Genomic DNA, 15,815 nt, shown 5'->3' with positions numbered 1-15,815 from the left:
ATGGCGGCCGGGGAGGCGGATGTCCTGCTGGCCGATGGCGCGACCGTCCACATTCGACCGATCCAGCCGGAGGACGCCGACGCCGTCGTGGCGCTGCACTCGCGCTTCTCCGAACGGACCCGCTACCTGCGCTACTTCAGCCCGTACCCCCGCATTCCCGCCGCGGACCTGAGGCGGTTCGTCAACGTCGACCACCACGACCGCGAGGCCCTGGTGGTCAGCTCGGGTGGGCAGCTCATCGCGATCGGCCGCTACGAGCGGCTCGGCGACGGCTCGCCCGACGCCGAGGTCGCCTTCGTCGTCGAGGACGCCCACCAGGGGCGCGGCATCGGCTCCGTACTGCTGGAGCACCTCGCGGCCGCCGCGCCGCGCGCCGGCATCACCCGGTTCGTCGCCGAGGTGCTGCCGCAGAACGGGGCCATGGTGCGCGTCTTCTCCGACGCGGGCTTCGAGGTCACGCGGCGCTACGCCGACGGGGTGGTGCACCTGACCTTCCCGGTCGCGCCGACCGACCGGTCGCTGGCCGTGCAGTGGCGGCGCGAGCAGCGCACGGAGGCGGCGTCGATCGCGCGCCTGCTGGCTCCGCGCGGGGTCGCTCTCTACGGGGTACGGGCGGACAGCGGCGCGACGGCCCTGCGCCACCTGGTCGCGTCGGGTTTCTCGGGCACCCTGTGCGTGGTCGACCCGGCCGCGTCGGGCGACCACGCGGGCGTGCCGGTCGTCCGGTCGGCCTCGGCGGCGTCCGGGCCGGTCGACCTGGCGGTCGTGGCCACGCCAGCGGCCGACGTGCCCGGCGCGGTCACCGATCTCGCGGCCGCCGACGGGCACGGGCTGATCGTCGTGTCGCCGGGATTCACCGACGCGGCGCTGTCCGGGCTCGGGCACGCCGCAGCGACCGACGCGCCGGGGGTGCGGGAGCAGCGCGACCTCGTGGCGGCCGCGCGGCGGGCGGGCCTGCGCCTCATCGGGCCGGGCAGCCTGGGCGCGCAGCGCGTCGACGGGCTCAACGCGAGCCTGGCCCCGGCGCTGCCGCCCGGACGCATCGGCCTGTTCTGCCACTCGGCCGCCATCGGCGCCGTGCTGCTCGCCGAGGCGCGCCGGCGCGGGCTGGGGGCGTCGACGTTCGTCTCGGCGGGCAACCGGGCCGACGTGTCCGGCAACGACCTGTTGCAGTTCTGGACCGAGGACCCCGCCACCGACGTCGTGCTCATGTACCTGGAGACGCTGGGCAACCCGCGCAAGTTCGCCCGCATCGCCCGCACGCTGGGCCGCGACAAGCCGATCGTGCTCATCACGTCCGCCGGTACGGGCGCGGGCGACCCGGCTGCCGTCGCGGCGCTGGTGGCGCGCTCGGGGGTCATCCGGGTCGACACGATCGGGGAACTGTTCGACGTCGGCGCCCTGCTGGAGGCCCAGCCGCTGCCCGCCGGCCCGAGCGTGGCCGTGGTTGCCGGCGACGCGGCGTTGGCCGCCCTCGGGGCCCGCGTGTGCGCCCGCGCCGGCCTGGACGTCGCGCCGGGGTATCCCGCGCCGTCCTCACCGGACCAGGCGGCCGCGGTGCGCGACGCGGTGGCCGACGACGCGGTGCACGCGGTCGTCGCGATCGTGCCGCCCCCGCCGTCCGGGCCCAGCGACGCGGCCTGGCTGGAGCAGGCCGTCGCCGGGGCGGACAAGCCCGTGGTGGCCGTCCTGCTCGGCACGGAAGGGGCGCGGCTCCTCCCGGCCGGCGTGCCCGGGTACCCGACTGTCGAGGAGGCCGCGCGGGCGCTCGCGAGGGTGGTGACCTACGCCGCGTGGCGCCGGGAGCCGGCGGGGGACCTGATTCCTCTGTCCGATGTGGATGCTGGTCGGGCGGGGGAGGTGGCCGCCCGGAGCGGTCCGGTCGAGGAGCTGCTCGCCGCGTATGGCGTCGCGGTGCTGCCCGAACGCGCGGCCGGTTCGGCGGAGGAGGTCGTCGCGGCCGCCCGCGAGCTGGCCACGGGATCGCTTGACGGGTCGGCGCAGCGGGAGGTCGCGTGGTGGCCGCTGGTGCTCAAGGCGACCGCGCCCGGCCTGCGCCACCGCCTGGACCTGGGTGCCGTGCGTCTTGACCTGGCCGACGAGGCGGCCGTGCGGCGCGCGTACCGGGACGTGGCCCGCGCGTTCGGCCCGGAGGTGGTCGTGCAGCGCATGGCGCGGCCGGGCGTGGCGTGCGTCGTGGAGGTCGTCGACCACCCGGCGTTCGGCCCGGTCGTCGGCTTCGGCCTCGGCGGGGTCGCCACCGACCTGCTGGGCGACCGCGCGTGGCGCGCGGCGCCGCTCACCGACCGCGACGCGCAGCAGCTGGTACGCGCGCCGCGCGCGGCCCCGCTGCTGTTCGGTCACCGGGGCGCCGCGCCGGCCGACGTGGACGCCCTGGTGGACCTGTTGTTGCGGATGGGCCAGCTGGCCGCCGACCAGACGACCGTGCGCCGGCTGGTCCTCAACCCGGTCCTCGCGCACGCCGAGGGCCTGACGGTCCTGCACGCGGAGGTCGCCTACGGCACCCCGGCCGCCCGCCCGGACACCGGCCCGCGGCGCCTCGGCCTGTGAACCCGCGCGGCCGCGCGGCTCAGCCCCAGACCTCCTGCGCCGTCTCCACGATCAGGCGCAGTTTGGCGACCTGCTCGTCGTAGCTGAGCGCGTTGCCCTCGACGGTCGACGAGAAGCCGCACTGCGGTGAGAGGCAGAGCTGGTCGAGCGGCACGTACCGGCTCGCCTCGTCGATGCGGCGCTTGAGGTCGTCCTTGCTCTCCAGCGTGCCGCGTTTGGTGGTGACGAGCCCGAGCACCACGCACTTGCCGGGCGGCACGAAGCGCAGCGGCGCGAAGTCACCCGAGCGCGCGTCGTCGTACTCCAGGAAGAAGCCGTCGACGTCGAGGTCGTTGAACAGGGCCTCGGCCACGAAGTCGTACCCGCCCTGCGCGGCCCAGGAGGAGCGGAAGTTGCCCCGGCACATGTGCGTGGTGACCCGCATCTGCGGCGGTCGCCCACGCAGCGCCTCGTTGATCTGGCGGATGTACCGCTCGTGCTGGTGCTCGGGGTCGCCGCCCTGGCGCGCCACCATGTCGCGTTGCCGCGGATCGTTGAGATAGGCCAGGCTGGTGTCGTCGAGCTGCAGGTACGTGCAGCCCAGTTCGCCGAGGCGCTGCACCTGCTGCGCGTAGGCCGCCGACAGGTCCCGCCAGAACTCCTCCAGGTCCGGGTAGACCTCCGGGTCGATGGCCGCCCGGCCGCCCCGGTAGTGCACCATGCTCGGCGACGGGATGGTCAACTTCGGGGTGGTCTGCTTCACCTGGTCCTTCAGGAATCCGAACGCGTCACCGAAAATGGTGTCCGGCAGGGTGACCCGGCCATCGATGCGCAGCGCGGCCGAGGTGAACTCGATCCGGCCGTCGTCGTTGAAGAACTCCACGGTCAGGTTCTCGTCCGCCTTGCGCACGCCGCCCAACTGGTAGATGAAGTCCATGTGCCAGGAGGTACGCCGGAACTCGCCGTCGGTCGCCGACTGCAGCCCCACGTCCTCCTGCATCGCCACCACCGCGCGGATCGCCTCGTCCTCCACGGCCCGCAGCTCGTCCGCGGAGATCCGTCCCGCGGCCCGCTCCTGCCTGGCGTGCAGCAGGTTCTGCGGGCGCAGCAGACTACCTACGTGATCGGCTCGAAACGGAGCCAGCGAGCGTGCGGCCATGCTTCCCCCTCCGCGTACCTTCCCCGACTCCGGCCAGCCACAGTCCGGCCCATGGCTGATCGGATGAGCTACCCGCAGCCTTGCATTGCAAGATGTCGATGTCCAGTGGCTCGGGGCAGTCGGCCCAAACCAGCGAACCCTGAGGACGCTGGCGCCGAGGCGACGAGGCGTCGGTTCCTATGGGCGTTGCTCCGGTTCATCGGTGTGACGGCCTGCGCGGGGCGTGGACGTATGAGCCGCGCTCGCGCGACGGCGCCCCGGCCCTCCGCGCGGACGCCGGCCCGAGGCGCCTTGGGTGGCTGCCTTCGATGCAATCTGCGGCGGGCCGTCTTGGGTTACAGTTATTACCGATATGGAGGGCGGTGACCCCGGTGACCAGAGCTAGTGTTCTTGGAAGTGCCACCAAGGTCGAAGCGAGCGCCCGCGACCACGACGTAGTCGCGGAGGTTAGCCAAGCAGTCGCTCATGCGGGCCAGGTGAGTCTGCGGCTACCGAGCGGAGCGGAAATTGTGCTTCCGGAGTCGTTGGCGATCGTTTTGCGGGCGTCTGCAGAGGAACTCTCAGCTGGGCGTTCTGTGACGATACTCGCTTCGGAGAGCCTTCTAACGCCAGCCGAGGTCGGGCAGATGCTGGGGCTGTCCCGTCCATTTGTCGCACGCCTCCTTGACCATGGCCAGATTCCGTCTGAGCGGCTGCCGGACAGTACTCATCGGGTCGTAAAATTGGCCGACGTTCTGGCCTTCCAGGAGCGTCGCGAGCGCCGCCGGGAAGGCAACGAACGCATCGCCGAACTGATCGAGTCCGAGGACTATCCGTACTGAACTTTTCGCAAGGATTGGCCAGGCTTGACTCGCGTATTCGTTGACACCAATGTCCTGTTTCCATACTCACTCATGGACATGATGTTAACCCTTGCTGAAGATGGGATCCACGAGTTCCTGTGGTCCGACGACCTCCTGGACGAGTGGGAGCGGGTAATCGTCCGCGAAGGGCTGCGATCTGCTGAATCGGCTGGGCGCCTGACCTCCCAGGTTCGACTCTACTTTGCGGAAGGTTATATCCCGCGACACGAATATAGGCACCTGGTCCGCCTCATGCCGGGCGGTGACCCCGATGATCATCTGCATATGGCGGCAGCTATTGCGGGCCGCGCCGACGTCATCGTCACTGCTGATAGCCGCGACTTTCCTCGATTTGACCTGGCTAAACACGGCATCCGTGTACTCAGCCCGGATGAGTACCTCCTCGAAGTCGTCGGTGAAGTACCTGACGAGATCATCCTCGCGGTCCAGCGCATCAGCGATCGGCGACAGCGACCGCCCATGGCGGTCGAGGAGATCATCGACCGTATGTCAAACGCCGGTGCGAGGCGTTTTGCGATGCGACTGCGTGACTTGCTCGCAATGGATGGGACCGACCCGAAGACGGATAATGAACCGTCGGGCGCAAAGCAAGTTCGATGGCGTGCGGGCTGGACGAAACCTCGTGAGGTGGCGGAGCGGCTAGCGCACAAAATGCCTCCTCCGTATCGCGTCGCACTTCGCGTCCCCAAACACGTTGCGATTGGACCCGACGCGCATTCTCATGTTATGGAGGCGCTCATCGTCCATGTGTTGGAGGCTTGGCCACAGGGGACGGCGATCACGATCAGCTATTCCAACGGCACCTACGCCCAAGCGTTGATCTATCCTCCACATGTACTGACCGAAATCGGGCCGTCAACGGACCATGTCATGAAGGCCGCCGTCGCCTTTGAGTGGCTCGATCCAGCTACGTTCACCGCACGACACACGGACTTCGAGTCTCAACCCGTCTGGCAGGACAACCCAGTCCGTGAATGGGACTGTACTATAGACGATCCACGAGAAATTGGACTTTTCATCCAAGCCGGCGTCCAAGGTGTGCTCGGTGTCGATGTCTCTCTCGGTTACAAAATTCTAATATTTAACATTCATCCGAAATACTGGCCTGATCTCGACGGATCCGGAGAGTCCACGACCGATTCTTGAGTCCCTCAATAAGGGTCCTGTGGGTTCCGCTTTGGGATTTGCCACCTTTGAACCTGTATGCCCTGGACACCGAGCCAACGCTTCGATGCCCGGCGACCGAGTCTGGCTGTTACACGAACCGACCCGACCTCATACCCAAGCTGGTGTAAGTATCAGGCGCTCTCGCGCGATCGTCGTGCCCGTGCGACGATCGGGCCGTGTCCACGGTTGTCGATGCTCCTTCAGTGCACGGCTCGGTCGGGTTGAGTCGCTGGTGGTGGCTGGTGCCCGAGGCCGTGCTCGTCCTCGCGGCGCTCGTCGCCGCCCCGTACGCGCCGAGCGCGCAGTCGCCGCAGGAGCTGCGCGCCGATGTGATCGGGCGCAGTGTCGCGGCCGTGGAACAGCTGTCGCCGGACGAGCACGCGCATCACGGGCACGCGGTGGCCGAGGGCCAGACGAAGATCGCGTGCGTGGTGGAGCTGATGGGGTACGCCCCGGCGGACGCCAAGCGCGCCGAGGACGTGACGACGGCGTACACGTACTTCCTGTGCGCGGCGGGCGCGGCGGGGCAGCCGTACGCGCAGGCGTCGCGCATCTCCGGGCCCGCGGCCGTTGACCTGCGGCAGAGTCCGCCGCTCGTGCACGTCCCCGAGGCCGGCCTCGGCTACGACGAGCGGCTCAAGGCGATCATCCCGGCGGAGTACCAGGACTGGGCCGCCCAGGGGTTCCGCGACCGGGGCGTGCCGGAGGCGCTGTTGCCGAAGTATGAGGCGATGCTGGTCGCCTCCCCGTAGACGCACCGACGCCCCGACCGGATCGTCCGGCCGGGGCGCCCGCGCACAACGGATCAGGAAGCGAACACTTCCAGGCGCTTCGCGCGCGACGGGTGGCGCAGCTTGAGCAGCGTCACCTTCTCGATCTGGCGGATGCGCTCGCGGGAGAGGCCGAACTCGCGGCCCACCTCGTCGAGCGTGCGCTGGCGGCCGTCGTCGAGGCCGAAGCGCAGGCGGATGACCTCCTGCTCGCGCTGCGACAGCGTGGCGAGGACGACCTCGACCTCGTTGCGCAGCTGGCCCTCGGACACCGCGTCGGCCGGCTCCTCGCGGGGGTCGACGCGGGCGACGAAGTCACCGAGCGCGCTCTCCCCGTCCTCGCCGACGGCCTGGTCGAGGCTCACCGGCTCCCGGTCGTACGAGATGAGTTCGAGCACCTGGTATTCCTCGACGCCGAGCGCCACGGCCACCTCGGCGACCGACGGCTCGCGGCCGAGCGTGGTGGCCAGGTCGCGGCGGGCCCGCACCATGCGGTTGACCTGCTCGACCATGTGCACCGGGATGCGGATGGTGCGGGCCTGGTCGGCCATGGCGCGGGTGATGGCCTGGCGGATCCACCAGGTGGCGTAGGTGGAGAACTTGTAGCCCTTGGTGTAGTCGAACTTCTCCACGGCGCGGATGAGGCCGAGGTTGCCTTCCTGGATCAGGTCGAGGAAGGCCATGCCGCGGCCGGTGTAGCGCTTGGCGATGCTGACCACGAGGCGCAGGTTCGCCTCCAGCAGGTGGTTCTTGGCGGCCTTGCCCTCGCGGGCGATGGTGCGCAGGTCGGCCGCGAGGCGCGGGTCGAGGTCGGTGGCGCCGGCGAGGCGCTCCTCGGCGAACAGGCCGGCCTCGACGCGCCTGGCCAGGTCGACCTCCTGCTCGGCGGTGAGCAGTTTCGTCCGGCCGATGCCGTTGAGGTAGGCCCGCACCAGGTCAGCGGAGACGCCACGGTCGTCATCGAGGTCGAGCACCGCCTCACCGCCCTCCGGCATGTCGGAGTCCTGCGGCAGGGTCGCCTGCTCGGCAATCTCGGTGAGCGTGTGGGCCACGGTCGGTCGCCTCCCCGAATCGATGCGCGCGGTGATGTTCACGGGAAGGACTCTGCCCGATGGCGCGTGAAGTCGCGGTGAGGTAGCGACACCTCCAGGGACCAATGGGGGACAACCCCGAGAAGAAAAACCCCTATTTGTACGGGCTTGTGGTGACCTTTGGTCAGCCCTCCAGCAGGACTGTCCGCGGCCCGACATTCACGCTCTCGACGAGCATGTGGGTGCGGAACCGTCCGGTGGCCACCCGCGCCCCGCGGGCGCGCAGCTCCTCCACGAACGACGTGACCAGCGGCTCCGCCACCTCGGGCGGCGCGGCAGCGCTCCACGACGGCCGCCGTCCCTTGCGCGTGTCGGCGTAGAGCGTGAACTGGCTGACGACGAGCACCTCGGCGTCCGTGGTGGCCACCGACTGCTCATCGTCCAGAATGCGCAGTTCATGCACCTTGCGGGCCAGCGTCGCGGCCGTCGCCGCGTCGTCGGTGTGCGTCACCCCGACGAGGACCAGCAGCCCTTCGCCGATCTTCCCGACCACCTCGTCATCGACCGTGACGGCGGCCCGGCTCACCGTCTGCACCAACGCCCGCACGACCGCGAGCCTACGACGCCGGCGCCAGCAGGCCGCGCTCCACGAGGTGCGCCACGATCGGCGCCGCCATCGCGGCGAGCACCGGCTCCGGCGTCTCGTACGCGGCCGCGAGGACGGCGAGCTGGTCGCGCAGCGGCACCCGCCCGTCGGCGCCGGACACGAGCGCCAGCACCAGCGGGTCGACCTCCTCCGCCCAGCGCAGCCCGTCCGTCATCGCCAGCACCTGCCGGTCCACCTCCCAGTCCGACCCGTCGAAGCCCGCCTCCTGGGTCAGGCGCAGGCCGTCGGCGCGGCGCAGCGGCGCGTCCAGCAGCGCGGCGCCGGGGCGCGCGGCGAGCCAGTCCTGCCGGTCGAACCATGCCGCGACGTGGGGCCCGAACGGCGGCGGGACGGCCTGCCGCAGGTCCTCCAGGCGTACCACCGGGGTGGCGTGCGGCGAACGACGCAGGGTGACCAGGCCGAAGCCCACCGCCTCGACCTTCTCGGCCGCGAACCAGTCCAGCCACGCCTCGGCCCGGCGCGGGTCGAACGCCTCGGCGGCGTCGCGCAGCCACAGGTTGACGTACTCGACCGGGTCGCTGGCCTCGCGCTGGATCACCCACGCGTCGCAGCCCGTGCCGGCGAACCAGCCGGCCACCCGCTCGCGCCAGTCCTCGCCGGTCACGTGCAGCCAGTTCGCGAGGAACTGCAGCGTGCCGCCCTCGGTGAGCAGGTCGCCCGCCGCGCCGGCCAGCTCGGCGCAGACCCGGTCGCCGGCGCGGCCGGAGTCGCGGTACGTGTACCGGGTCGAGCCGGGGCCCACCACGAACGGCGGGTTGCTCACGACCAGGTCGAAGCGGCGGCCCGCGACCGGCGCGAGCATGTCCCCGGCCAGCAGCTCCCACTCGACGCCGTTGAGCGCGGCCGTCGTGGCGGCGAACCGCAGCGCCCGGTCGGACAGGTCCGTGGCGGTGACGTGTCCGGCGTGGCGCGACAGGTGCAGCGCCTGCACGCCGCAGCCCGTGCCGAGGTCGAGCGCCGAGCCCACCGGCCGGCGGATCGTGGCGCTGGCCAGGGTGGTGGCCGCGTTTCCGATGCCGAGGACGTGGTCCGTGCGCAGCGGGCCGGGGCGGGCGTCCGCGTCGAGGTCGGACAGCACCCACCACTCGGCGTCCCCCGAGCCGGTGGCGGCCTCGCCGTAGACGTCCAGGTCGACGCCCGCGTGGATGCCGTCGCCGTACCGCTCGACCAGGCCGGCGTCCAGCGCGGCGGCCAGCGGCAGCGGGTCCAGCGCGGCGGCCACCGCGGCTTCGGGCTCGGTCTGCCCCGCGATGAACACGCGCACGAGCGTGGCCAGCGGGTCGCCGTCCGTCGTGGCGCGCAGCAGGGCCCGGAAGTCGTTGCGCCGCACCGCGTCGACGGCCTGCTCACCGATCCGGCCGGCGATGCCGGCGCTGGTGTAGCCGGCCCGGGTGAGCGCCTCGCGCAGCCGCGCGACGTCGGCGGGTGCGAGCAGCGGGGCCGGTTGGGTCTCGGTCACGGTCCCATCCTGCCCGGCCGCTCCCGCGAAGACCGGCGGACCCCGGGGATTACGTCGCCAGCCGCCGCCACAGGAAGTCGAACACCAGCGCCGACAGGTGTGCCCGCTGGCTGTTGTCGGCCGCGCCGCCGTGCCCGCCCTCCATGTTCTCGAAGTACGTCACGTCCGCGCCGACCTCGCGCAGCCGGGCAACCAGCTTGCGGGCGTGCGCGGGATGCACCCGGTCGTCGCGGGTCGACGTCGTGACCAGTACGGGCGGGTAGGCCCGGTCGTCGCGCACGTTGTGGTACGGGGAGAACCGGCTCAGGTACGCCCAGTCGTCCGGGTCGTCCGGGTCGCCGTACTCGGCCATCCAGCTCGCCCCGGCCAGCAGCAGGTGATAGCGGCGCATGTCCGTCAGCGGCACCTGGGTGACGACCGCGCCGAACAGCTCCGGGTGGCGGGTCAGCATCACCGACGTGAGCAGGCCACCGTTGCTGCCGCCCTCGATGCCCAGCGTGCGGGGCGTCGCGAGCCCGCGCGTGACCAGGTCGCGAGCCACGGCGGCGAAGTCCTCGTACGCCCGCTCGCGGCCCGCCCTGACGGCCGCCTGGTGCCACGCCGGCCCGTACTCGCCGCCGCCCCTGATGTTGGCGACCACCAGGCGGCCGCCCCTGGCCAGCCAGCCACGGCCCACGACGCCGCTGTAGTAGGGCGTCAGCGAGATCTCGAAGCCGCCGTACGCGGTGAGCAGCGTGGGCACCGGGTCGGGCCCGCCCGGCGCGGGGTTGACCACGAAGTACGGCACGTGGGTGCCGTCGGCGGACGTCGCGAAGTACTGCGCGACGCCCATCCCGGTCGCGTCGAAGAAGGCCGGCTCCCGCTTGAGCGCGGTCACCGGCTCGCCCACGGTGGCGTGCCACAGCGTGGAGGGCTGGGTGAAACCCGTGGTGAGCAGCAGGTACTCGTCGCCGGCATCCGGGTCGGTGTCGCACACCTCGAGGTGGTTGAGGTCGCCGACCGCGTCCGGCGCGGCCGGCTCGACGCGCCAGCCGTCGCCGGTCGGGGTGAGGATCTCCAGCCGGGTGCGCACGTCGGTCATGAGCGTGAGGATCACGTGGTCGCGGGTGCGCGACACGTCCTGCAGCGAGGTGTGCTCGTCCGGGGCGAACAGAACGGTGATCTCCGGCGCGCCGGCGAGCACCCCGTCGAAGGGCGCCGCCAGCAGGCTGCCGGCGGGGTGGGCGGTGCCGCCGACCGACCAGGGGGTGCGCGGGCGGATGAGCGCCCACGCGCCGTGCGCCTCCACGTCGGCGTCATCGGGCACCGCGAGGTGGCGCAGCGTCCCGTCGCCGTCGAGCAGGTACGTGTGGCCGGCGAAGAACTCCATCTGCCGTACGACGAAGTCGCGCTCGTACCCGGGCGTGCGGTCGCGCCACGCGGCCACCAGGACGTCACCCGGCTCGCCCTCGAAGATGATCGGTGCGTCCGCGACGGGCGTGCCCCGCCGCCACAGCCGCACCGTGCGGGGATACCCGGCGTCCGTGAGCGAGCCCGGCCCGGTGTCCGTGCCGACGTACACCGTGTCGGGGTCGCGCCACGCGACCGAGCTCTTCGCCTCGGGCAGCGTGAAGCCGTCGGCCACGAACGCGCGCTGCACCAGGTCGTACTCGCGGACGACCGCGGCGTCCGCGCCGCCGCGTGACAGCGACAGCAGCGCCCGCCGGCAACCCGGCCGCAGCACCTCGGCGCTCTGCCAGACCCAGTTCTCGCCCTCGTCGGCGGCGAGCCGGTCCAGGTCGAGCAGCACCTCCCAGTCGGGCCGCGCGGTGCGGTAGCTGGCCAGGGTGGTGCGCCGCCACAGGCCGCGCGGGTGTGCCTCGTCGCGCCAGAAGTTGTACAGGAGCCCCTCGCGCAGCCCGGGCACGGGAATGCGGTCGTCGGCGTCGAGCACCTCCAGCAGTTCGGCGCGCAGGTCCGGTGCCCCGTCCGGGATCTCGGCGTTGCGCTCCCGCACCCAGGCGAGGGCGCGCTCGCCGTCGACCTCCTCCAGCCAGCCGTACCGGTCGGCGGTCACGACGCGGCCCGCAGCGCGATGGCCTGAAGGAAGATGTCGCCGATCTGCGCGGGGTCCTTGGCGATGAACACGCCGCCACCCGTGACCCGCACGATCTTCTCCAGCTCGGTCCTGCTCGCGTCCTCGCCGATGCCGATGGCGATCACCTGGATGGGCTTTTCGGGGTCGGCCTCCTTGCGCAGCTGTTCGAGCAGCCCGTCCAGGGAGATGCTGTTCGAGTCCTCGTTCTGGCCGTCGGTGAGGATGACCATGGAGTTGACCCGGCCGGGTGCCCAGCCCTTCTTCACCTCGCGGTAGCCGGCCAGCATCGTGTCGTAGAGGCCGGTGGCCCCGCCGTTCTTCGGGGTGATGGTGTTCAGCGCGGCCAGCAGCTTGTTGCGCTGCGACGAGATCGGCGCGATGGGCACGAGCTGTTGGTAGTCCTTGTTGCCGTCCAGGAAGGTGGAGAAGGTCCACAGGCCCACGGACCAGTCGTCGTCGAACAGGGCGAGGCCGCCCTTCGCGGCCTCCACGGTCACCTGCTCGCGGGTCGCGTTGCCGGCCGTGGGCACCAGTTGGCCCATCGAGCCGGAGACGTCGATGATCGCGAGCATCCGCGACGGCGCCGTCACGGCCGTCCAGGTGGTCAGCGCCTTGACGATGGCGGCGGGGTCGGCCGGCTTGCCGGTGTCGATGGTCGTCGGCGCGCCGGTGGGCGCCGCGAAGCCCGCGCCGGTCTTGCCGTCGGAGGCGCGCAGGCCGGCCTTAGCCAGCTCCCCGGCGTACGTGTCGCCGTGCAGGGCCGCCAGCAGCTGCGCGGCGGTCGGGTTCTTCACCGGGTCCATGGTCGGCAGGACCGTGTACGGATAGTCCAGGCTCAGCGGGGAGGGCTGCATGTAGATCGCGGCCAGCCGTACGGGCGGCTCGGTGGCGTTGTAGGACACCACCGCGAACTCCGGCAGCGGGGCGGCGCCCAGCTTGCTGGCCAGGGTGGCCGCGTCCTTGTCCTTCGGGTACTCCGCGAGCAGGTCGGCGGTCAGGGCCGACTTGCCCTTCACGAGCGCGCGCAGCGCCGCCACGGTGTTCTCCTGCGCCTTCGCGCCGGTCGCCTGGGCGGCCCCCGACATCGCGAGGAGGCCGGACAGGCCGGCGGCGTTGCGGGTCGGCTCGACGATGCCCACCCGCATGGGGGTGCCCTGGTTCATGGTTTTGAGCAGCTTCGGCCAGGTGACCTCCGTTTTCGGCCATCCCAGGGTGCTCGCCAGCGGCTCGGGCACGGCGAGCACGACCGGGCTGCGCCCGATCGAGGTGAACTTCTCGGGCACGATGGGCCTGTCGGCAGGCGGGGCGGCCGAGGCGGTCGCCGCCGGCTTGTCCGCGGTCGCCGGGGCGGTCGCGTTCCTGCCGCCCGCCTTGGCCGTGGCCGCGGCCACCTGCAGGCGCTGAAGCCACGTGGAGGAGTCCGGGATCCACACGTCGGGCACCTTCGTCGCGCCGTCGGCCTGCCCGATTTCGCGCATGGTGACGCGGTGCGCGCTCGCGATCGCGGCCGCGACATCGACGGGCTCGGCGGCGGTGACCTCCACGGAGACGCACTCGTTGTTCGGACCCTTGGCGTCCTTCACCCAGGACTGGGCGGTGGCGTCGACCGCGGGCGTGATCTCCGGGGCGGCGGCCACGGTCAGCCGCAGCTCACCCTCGCAGGAGGAGCCTCGACGCTGAAGGACCACGAGCGTGAGGAATCCCCCCACGACGGCGACGGTGGTCACGATGCCGATGACGACTCGGCTGGCCGTGCCGGTGGAGGAGGGCCTGCGATGGCGTGCTGTCACGGGAGTCATCTTGGGGTAGCCATCCGGCTTACCACCACGGGCCGTTCGGCCGATGTTGCGGGCGCGACAGCGCAACTCTTTCCAGCAAAAGACCAGGTCAGACCGTTTGATCAACAATTCGGATTCGGATGATTGCGGACCGTGACGATCATGTTTGCCCAGGGCGTTCCCGGCTGTGCCGGACGAGGCCCCGGGTCCCGTTCCGGCGAGTATCTGATCTCGGACAGCGGGTCGCGGGCCGGCTCGCTGTCCCGAGAGCGGGCAGGGCGGCGCTACGGGGCGGGGGTCACCGTCAGGAGTGCGGTCAGTCGGCCGGCCATCAGGTCCACCTCGATGTCCGTGACCTCGTCGCCCAGGTCGCGGTTGAGGGCCTCGCGCGTGTAGATGATTTTCGCGTCCTCGGGGACCTCGGCCGCCGGCAGCAACTCGATGTCGTCGCCGACGAGGGCGAGCACCGGGTGGTGGAGGCCGGACACGGCCAGGGAACGTACGTCGTTCGCAGTCACGATCGCCATGGCGGGCTCCTCAGTTGCTCGCTCCCAGTGTGCGTCCGCGGCGGCGCGCGGCGGGCCCAACCCGCAATATCGGCATCCGATAACGCGATCCGATCGGTGTCGAGAACCGCGCGCCGGCTCCGACCGAGGTGTGTAATCGCTGCGGAACGAGGAGGGCACGGATGAAGTACATGATCATGATGTTCGGTGATGCCGCGACCGCCATGGAGACGAAGTCGCGGGAGTGGCTCGTGGAGATGACCACCTTCATGCGCGGACTCAACCAGGAACTCGCCGACAACGGCGAGCTGGTGGTGGCCGAAGGTCTCGCGGACTCGGTGCGGGCCAAGACGGTCACGCTGGTGGACGGCGCACCGGTCGTCACGGACGGACCCTTCGCGGAGGCGAAGGAGTCGCTGATCGGCTTCTGGATCGTCGATGTGGAGGACGAGGCGCGCGTCCTGGCGATCGGGGGACGCATCGTCGCGTACTCCGAAAGGCTTGAGATCCGGCCCGTCCTCGGCGGGCCGCCCGAGCTGTGACGGCCGAACCCCGCGTCGAGGACCTGCTGCGCGAGCTGGCGCCGCAGGTGCTCGGCGCCCTGGCGCGCCGCCACGGCGCGTTCGACGCGTGCGAGGACGCCGTCCAGGAGGCGCTGCTCGCCGCCGCCGGCCAGTGGCCGGCCGAGGGCGTGCCGGACAACCCGCGCGGCTGGCTCGTGACCGTGGCGGGCCGGCGGCTCGTCGACACCATCCGGGCCGACGCCGCGCGCCAGCGCCGCGAGGAGACCGCCGCCGCCCTCGACGCGCGGCGGCCCGACCCGGTGACCGACCACGACGACACCCTGACGCTGCTGTTCCTGTGCTGCCACCCCGCCCTGCCGCGTCCGGCGCAGCTGGCCCTCACGCTGCGGGCGGTCGGCGGCCTGCGCACCGCGGAGATCGCCCGCGCGTTCCTCGTGCCGGAGGCGACCATGGCGCAGCGGATCAGCCGGGCCAAGTAGCGCATCCGGGAGGCCGGCGCGCGCTTCGCGCCGCCGCCGCCCGGCGAGCGGGCGCAGCGCCTCGCGGTCGTGCTGCAGGTGCTCTACCTCATCTTCAATGAGGGGTACGCGGTGAGCGCCGGTGAGCACATCCGCAGGTCGGACCTCACGGGAGAGGCCATCCGACTGGCCCGGCTGCTGCACCGGGCGCTGCCGGACAACGGCGAGGTCGCCGGCCTGCTGGCCCTCATGCTGCTCACGGACGCCCGCCGGGCCGCCCGGGTCGACGCCGACGGGTGGCTCGTGCCGCTCGCCGAGCAGGACCGCACCCGGTGGGACGCCGCCCAGATCGCCGAGGGCGTGGCCCTGCTCACGGGCGTGCTGGGCCGCGTGGCCGGCGGGCCGTACCAGATTCAGGCGGCCATCGCGGCCGTCCACGACGAGGCGCCCACGGCCGGCGAGACCGACTGGCCGCAGATCCTCGCCCTGTACGAGGTGCTCGAAGGGCTCGCGCCCAGCCCGGTCGTCACCCTGAACCGGGCGGTCGCGCTCGCCATGGTGCACGGCCCGCGCGCCGGCCTGGCGCTGCTGGGCACGCTCGACGACGACGCCCGCATGGCGCACACCCACCGGCTGTCGGCCGTACGCGGTCATCTGCTGGAACTGGCGGGCGACCCCGCCGGGGCGCGGGAGTGCTACCGGCGGGCCGCCGCGATGACGGCGAACCTCCCGGAAAGCCGCTACCTGGCCCTCAAGGCGGCCGCGCTGGCCGGCGGGGCGGCCGCGACCGGCCCCGTGGGCTGACA

The 15,815-nt window shown here is 71.8% G+C and carries 12 protein-coding genes and 1 pseudogene; 6 read left to right on the top strand and 7 right to left on the bottom strand.

All coding sequences use genetic code 11. The annotated features are described in order from the left end of the window. The gene (locus tag ABD191_RS19915; RefSeq protein WP_344084056.1) at nucleotides 1-2,571 is read left to right on the top strand and encodes a bifunctional acetate--CoA ligase family protein/GNAT family N-acetyltransferase; all 2,571 of its coding nucleotides are present in this window, start codon (nucleotides 1-3) and stop codon (nucleotides 2,569-2,571) included. Nucleotides 2,572-2,590: 19 nt separating this feature from the next. On the opposite strand, the gene ABD191_RS19910 is transcribed toward ABD191_RS19915, so the two are convergent. Beyond that, nucleotides 2,591-3,709: a 5-methyltetrahydropteroyltriglutamate--homocysteine S-methyltransferase gene (locus ABD191_RS19910; protein WP_344084053.1), complete on the bottom strand. Its 1,119-nt coding sequence runs from the start codon at nucleotides 3,707-3,709 to the stop codon at nucleotides 2,591-2,593. A 179-nt stretch (nucleotides 3,710-3,888) separates the two neighbouring features. Here ABD191_RS19910 and ABD191_RS19905 point away from each other — a divergent pair, with 179 nt between their 5' ends. From ABD191_RS19905 to ABD191_RS19895, 3 genes are all read left to right on the top strand, one after another. Beyond that, on the top strand, nucleotides 3,889-4,530 hold the full coding sequence (locus ABD191_RS19905) for a helix-turn-helix domain-containing protein (RefSeq protein WP_344084051.1): 642 nt from the start codon (nucleotides 3,889-3,891) through the stop codon (nucleotides 4,528-4,530). Between the two features lie 24 nt (nucleotides 4,531-4,554). Continuing rightward, nucleotides 4,555-5,718 carry a PIN domain-containing protein gene (locus ABD191_RS19900; protein ID WP_344084048.1) on the top strand — a complete coding sequence of 388 codons (1,164 nt, stop codon included), beginning with the start codon at nucleotides 4,555-4,557 and terminating at the stop codon, nucleotides 5,716-5,718. A gap of 197 nt (nucleotides 5,719-5,915) precedes the next feature. Beyond that, complete coding sequence (locus ABD191_RS19895; protein ID WP_344084045.1) at nucleotides 5,916-6,491, top strand: hypothetical protein; 576 nt, start codon at nucleotides 5,916-5,918, stop codon at nucleotides 6,489-6,491. Nucleotides 6,492-6,544: 53 nt separating this feature from the next. On the opposite strand, the gene sigB is transcribed toward ABD191_RS19895, so the two are convergent. The 6 genes from sigB to ABD191_RS19865 form a co-directional block, all read right to left on the bottom strand. Then, nucleotides 6,545-7,504, bottom strand: coding sequence for an RNA polymerase sigma factor SigB (gene sigB / locus ABD191_RS19890; protein WP_344084131.1), 960 nt, complete (start codon nucleotides 7,502-7,504; stop codon nucleotides 6,545-6,547). Between the two features lie 220 nt (nucleotides 7,505-7,724). Next, nucleotides 7,725-8,147 (bottom strand): D-aminoacyl-tRNA deacylase, encoded by a 423-nt coding sequence (gene dtd / locus ABD191_RS19885; protein WP_344084042.1) that lies wholly within the window; start codon nucleotides 8,145-8,147, stop codon nucleotides 7,725-7,727. Between the two features lie 10 nt (nucleotides 8,148-8,157). Next, nucleotides 8,158-9,666, bottom strand: coding sequence for a DUF7782 domain-containing protein (locus tag ABD191_RS19880; protein WP_344084039.1), 1,509 nt, complete (start codon nucleotides 9,664-9,666; stop codon nucleotides 8,158-8,160). A 49-nt stretch (nucleotides 9,667-9,715) separates the two neighbouring features. After that, the gene (locus ABD191_RS19875) at nucleotides 9,716-11,722 is read right to left on the bottom strand and encodes a prolyl oligopeptidase family serine peptidase (protein WP_344084036.1); all 2,007 of its coding nucleotides are present in this window, start codon (nucleotides 11,720-11,722) and stop codon (nucleotides 9,716-9,718) included. Continuing rightward, nucleotides 11,719-13,533 carry a VWA domain-containing protein gene (locus ABD191_RS19870; protein ID WP_344084033.1) on the bottom strand — a complete coding sequence of 605 codons (1,815 nt, stop codon included), beginning with the start codon at nucleotides 13,531-13,533 and terminating at the stop codon, nucleotides 11,719-11,721. The genes ABD191_RS19875 and ABD191_RS19870 overlap by 4 nt, the downstream gene beginning before the upstream one ends. A gap of 272 nt (nucleotides 13,534-13,805) precedes the next feature. Beyond that, a complete protein-coding gene (locus ABD191_RS19865; protein ID WP_344084031.1) occupies nucleotides 13,806-14,048 on the bottom strand; it encodes a hypothetical protein in 243 nt (80 codons plus the stop codon). A gap of 161 nt (nucleotides 14,049-14,209) precedes the next feature. On the opposite strand from ABD191_RS19865, the gene ABD191_RS19860 reads away from it, so the two are divergent. Together ABD191_RS19860 and ABD191_RS19855 are read left to right on the top strand one after the other, a co-directional pair. Continuing rightward, the gene (locus ABD191_RS19860) at nucleotides 14,210-14,569 is read left to right on the top strand and encodes a YciI family protein (protein ID WP_344084028.1); all 360 of its coding nucleotides are present in this window, start codon (nucleotides 14,210-14,212) and stop codon (nucleotides 14,567-14,569) included. After that, nucleotides 14,566-15,813 (top strand): annotated as a pseudogene (locus ABD191_RS19855) (RNA polymerase sigma factor). The gene ABD191_RS19860 and the pseudogene ABD191_RS19855 overlap by 4 nt, the downstream one beginning before the upstream one ends. Nucleotides 15,814-15,815 lie beyond the last annotated feature (2 nt).

It is taken from the genome of Luedemannella helvata (genome assembly GCF_039528415.1).
Classification (GTDB): Bacteria; Actinomycetota; Actinomycetes; order Mycobacteriales; family Micromonosporaceae; genus Luedemannella; species Luedemannella helvata.
The sequence above is the reverse complement of the archived record's forward strand: the minus strand, read 5'-3'. Positions and strand labels throughout refer to the sequence as shown.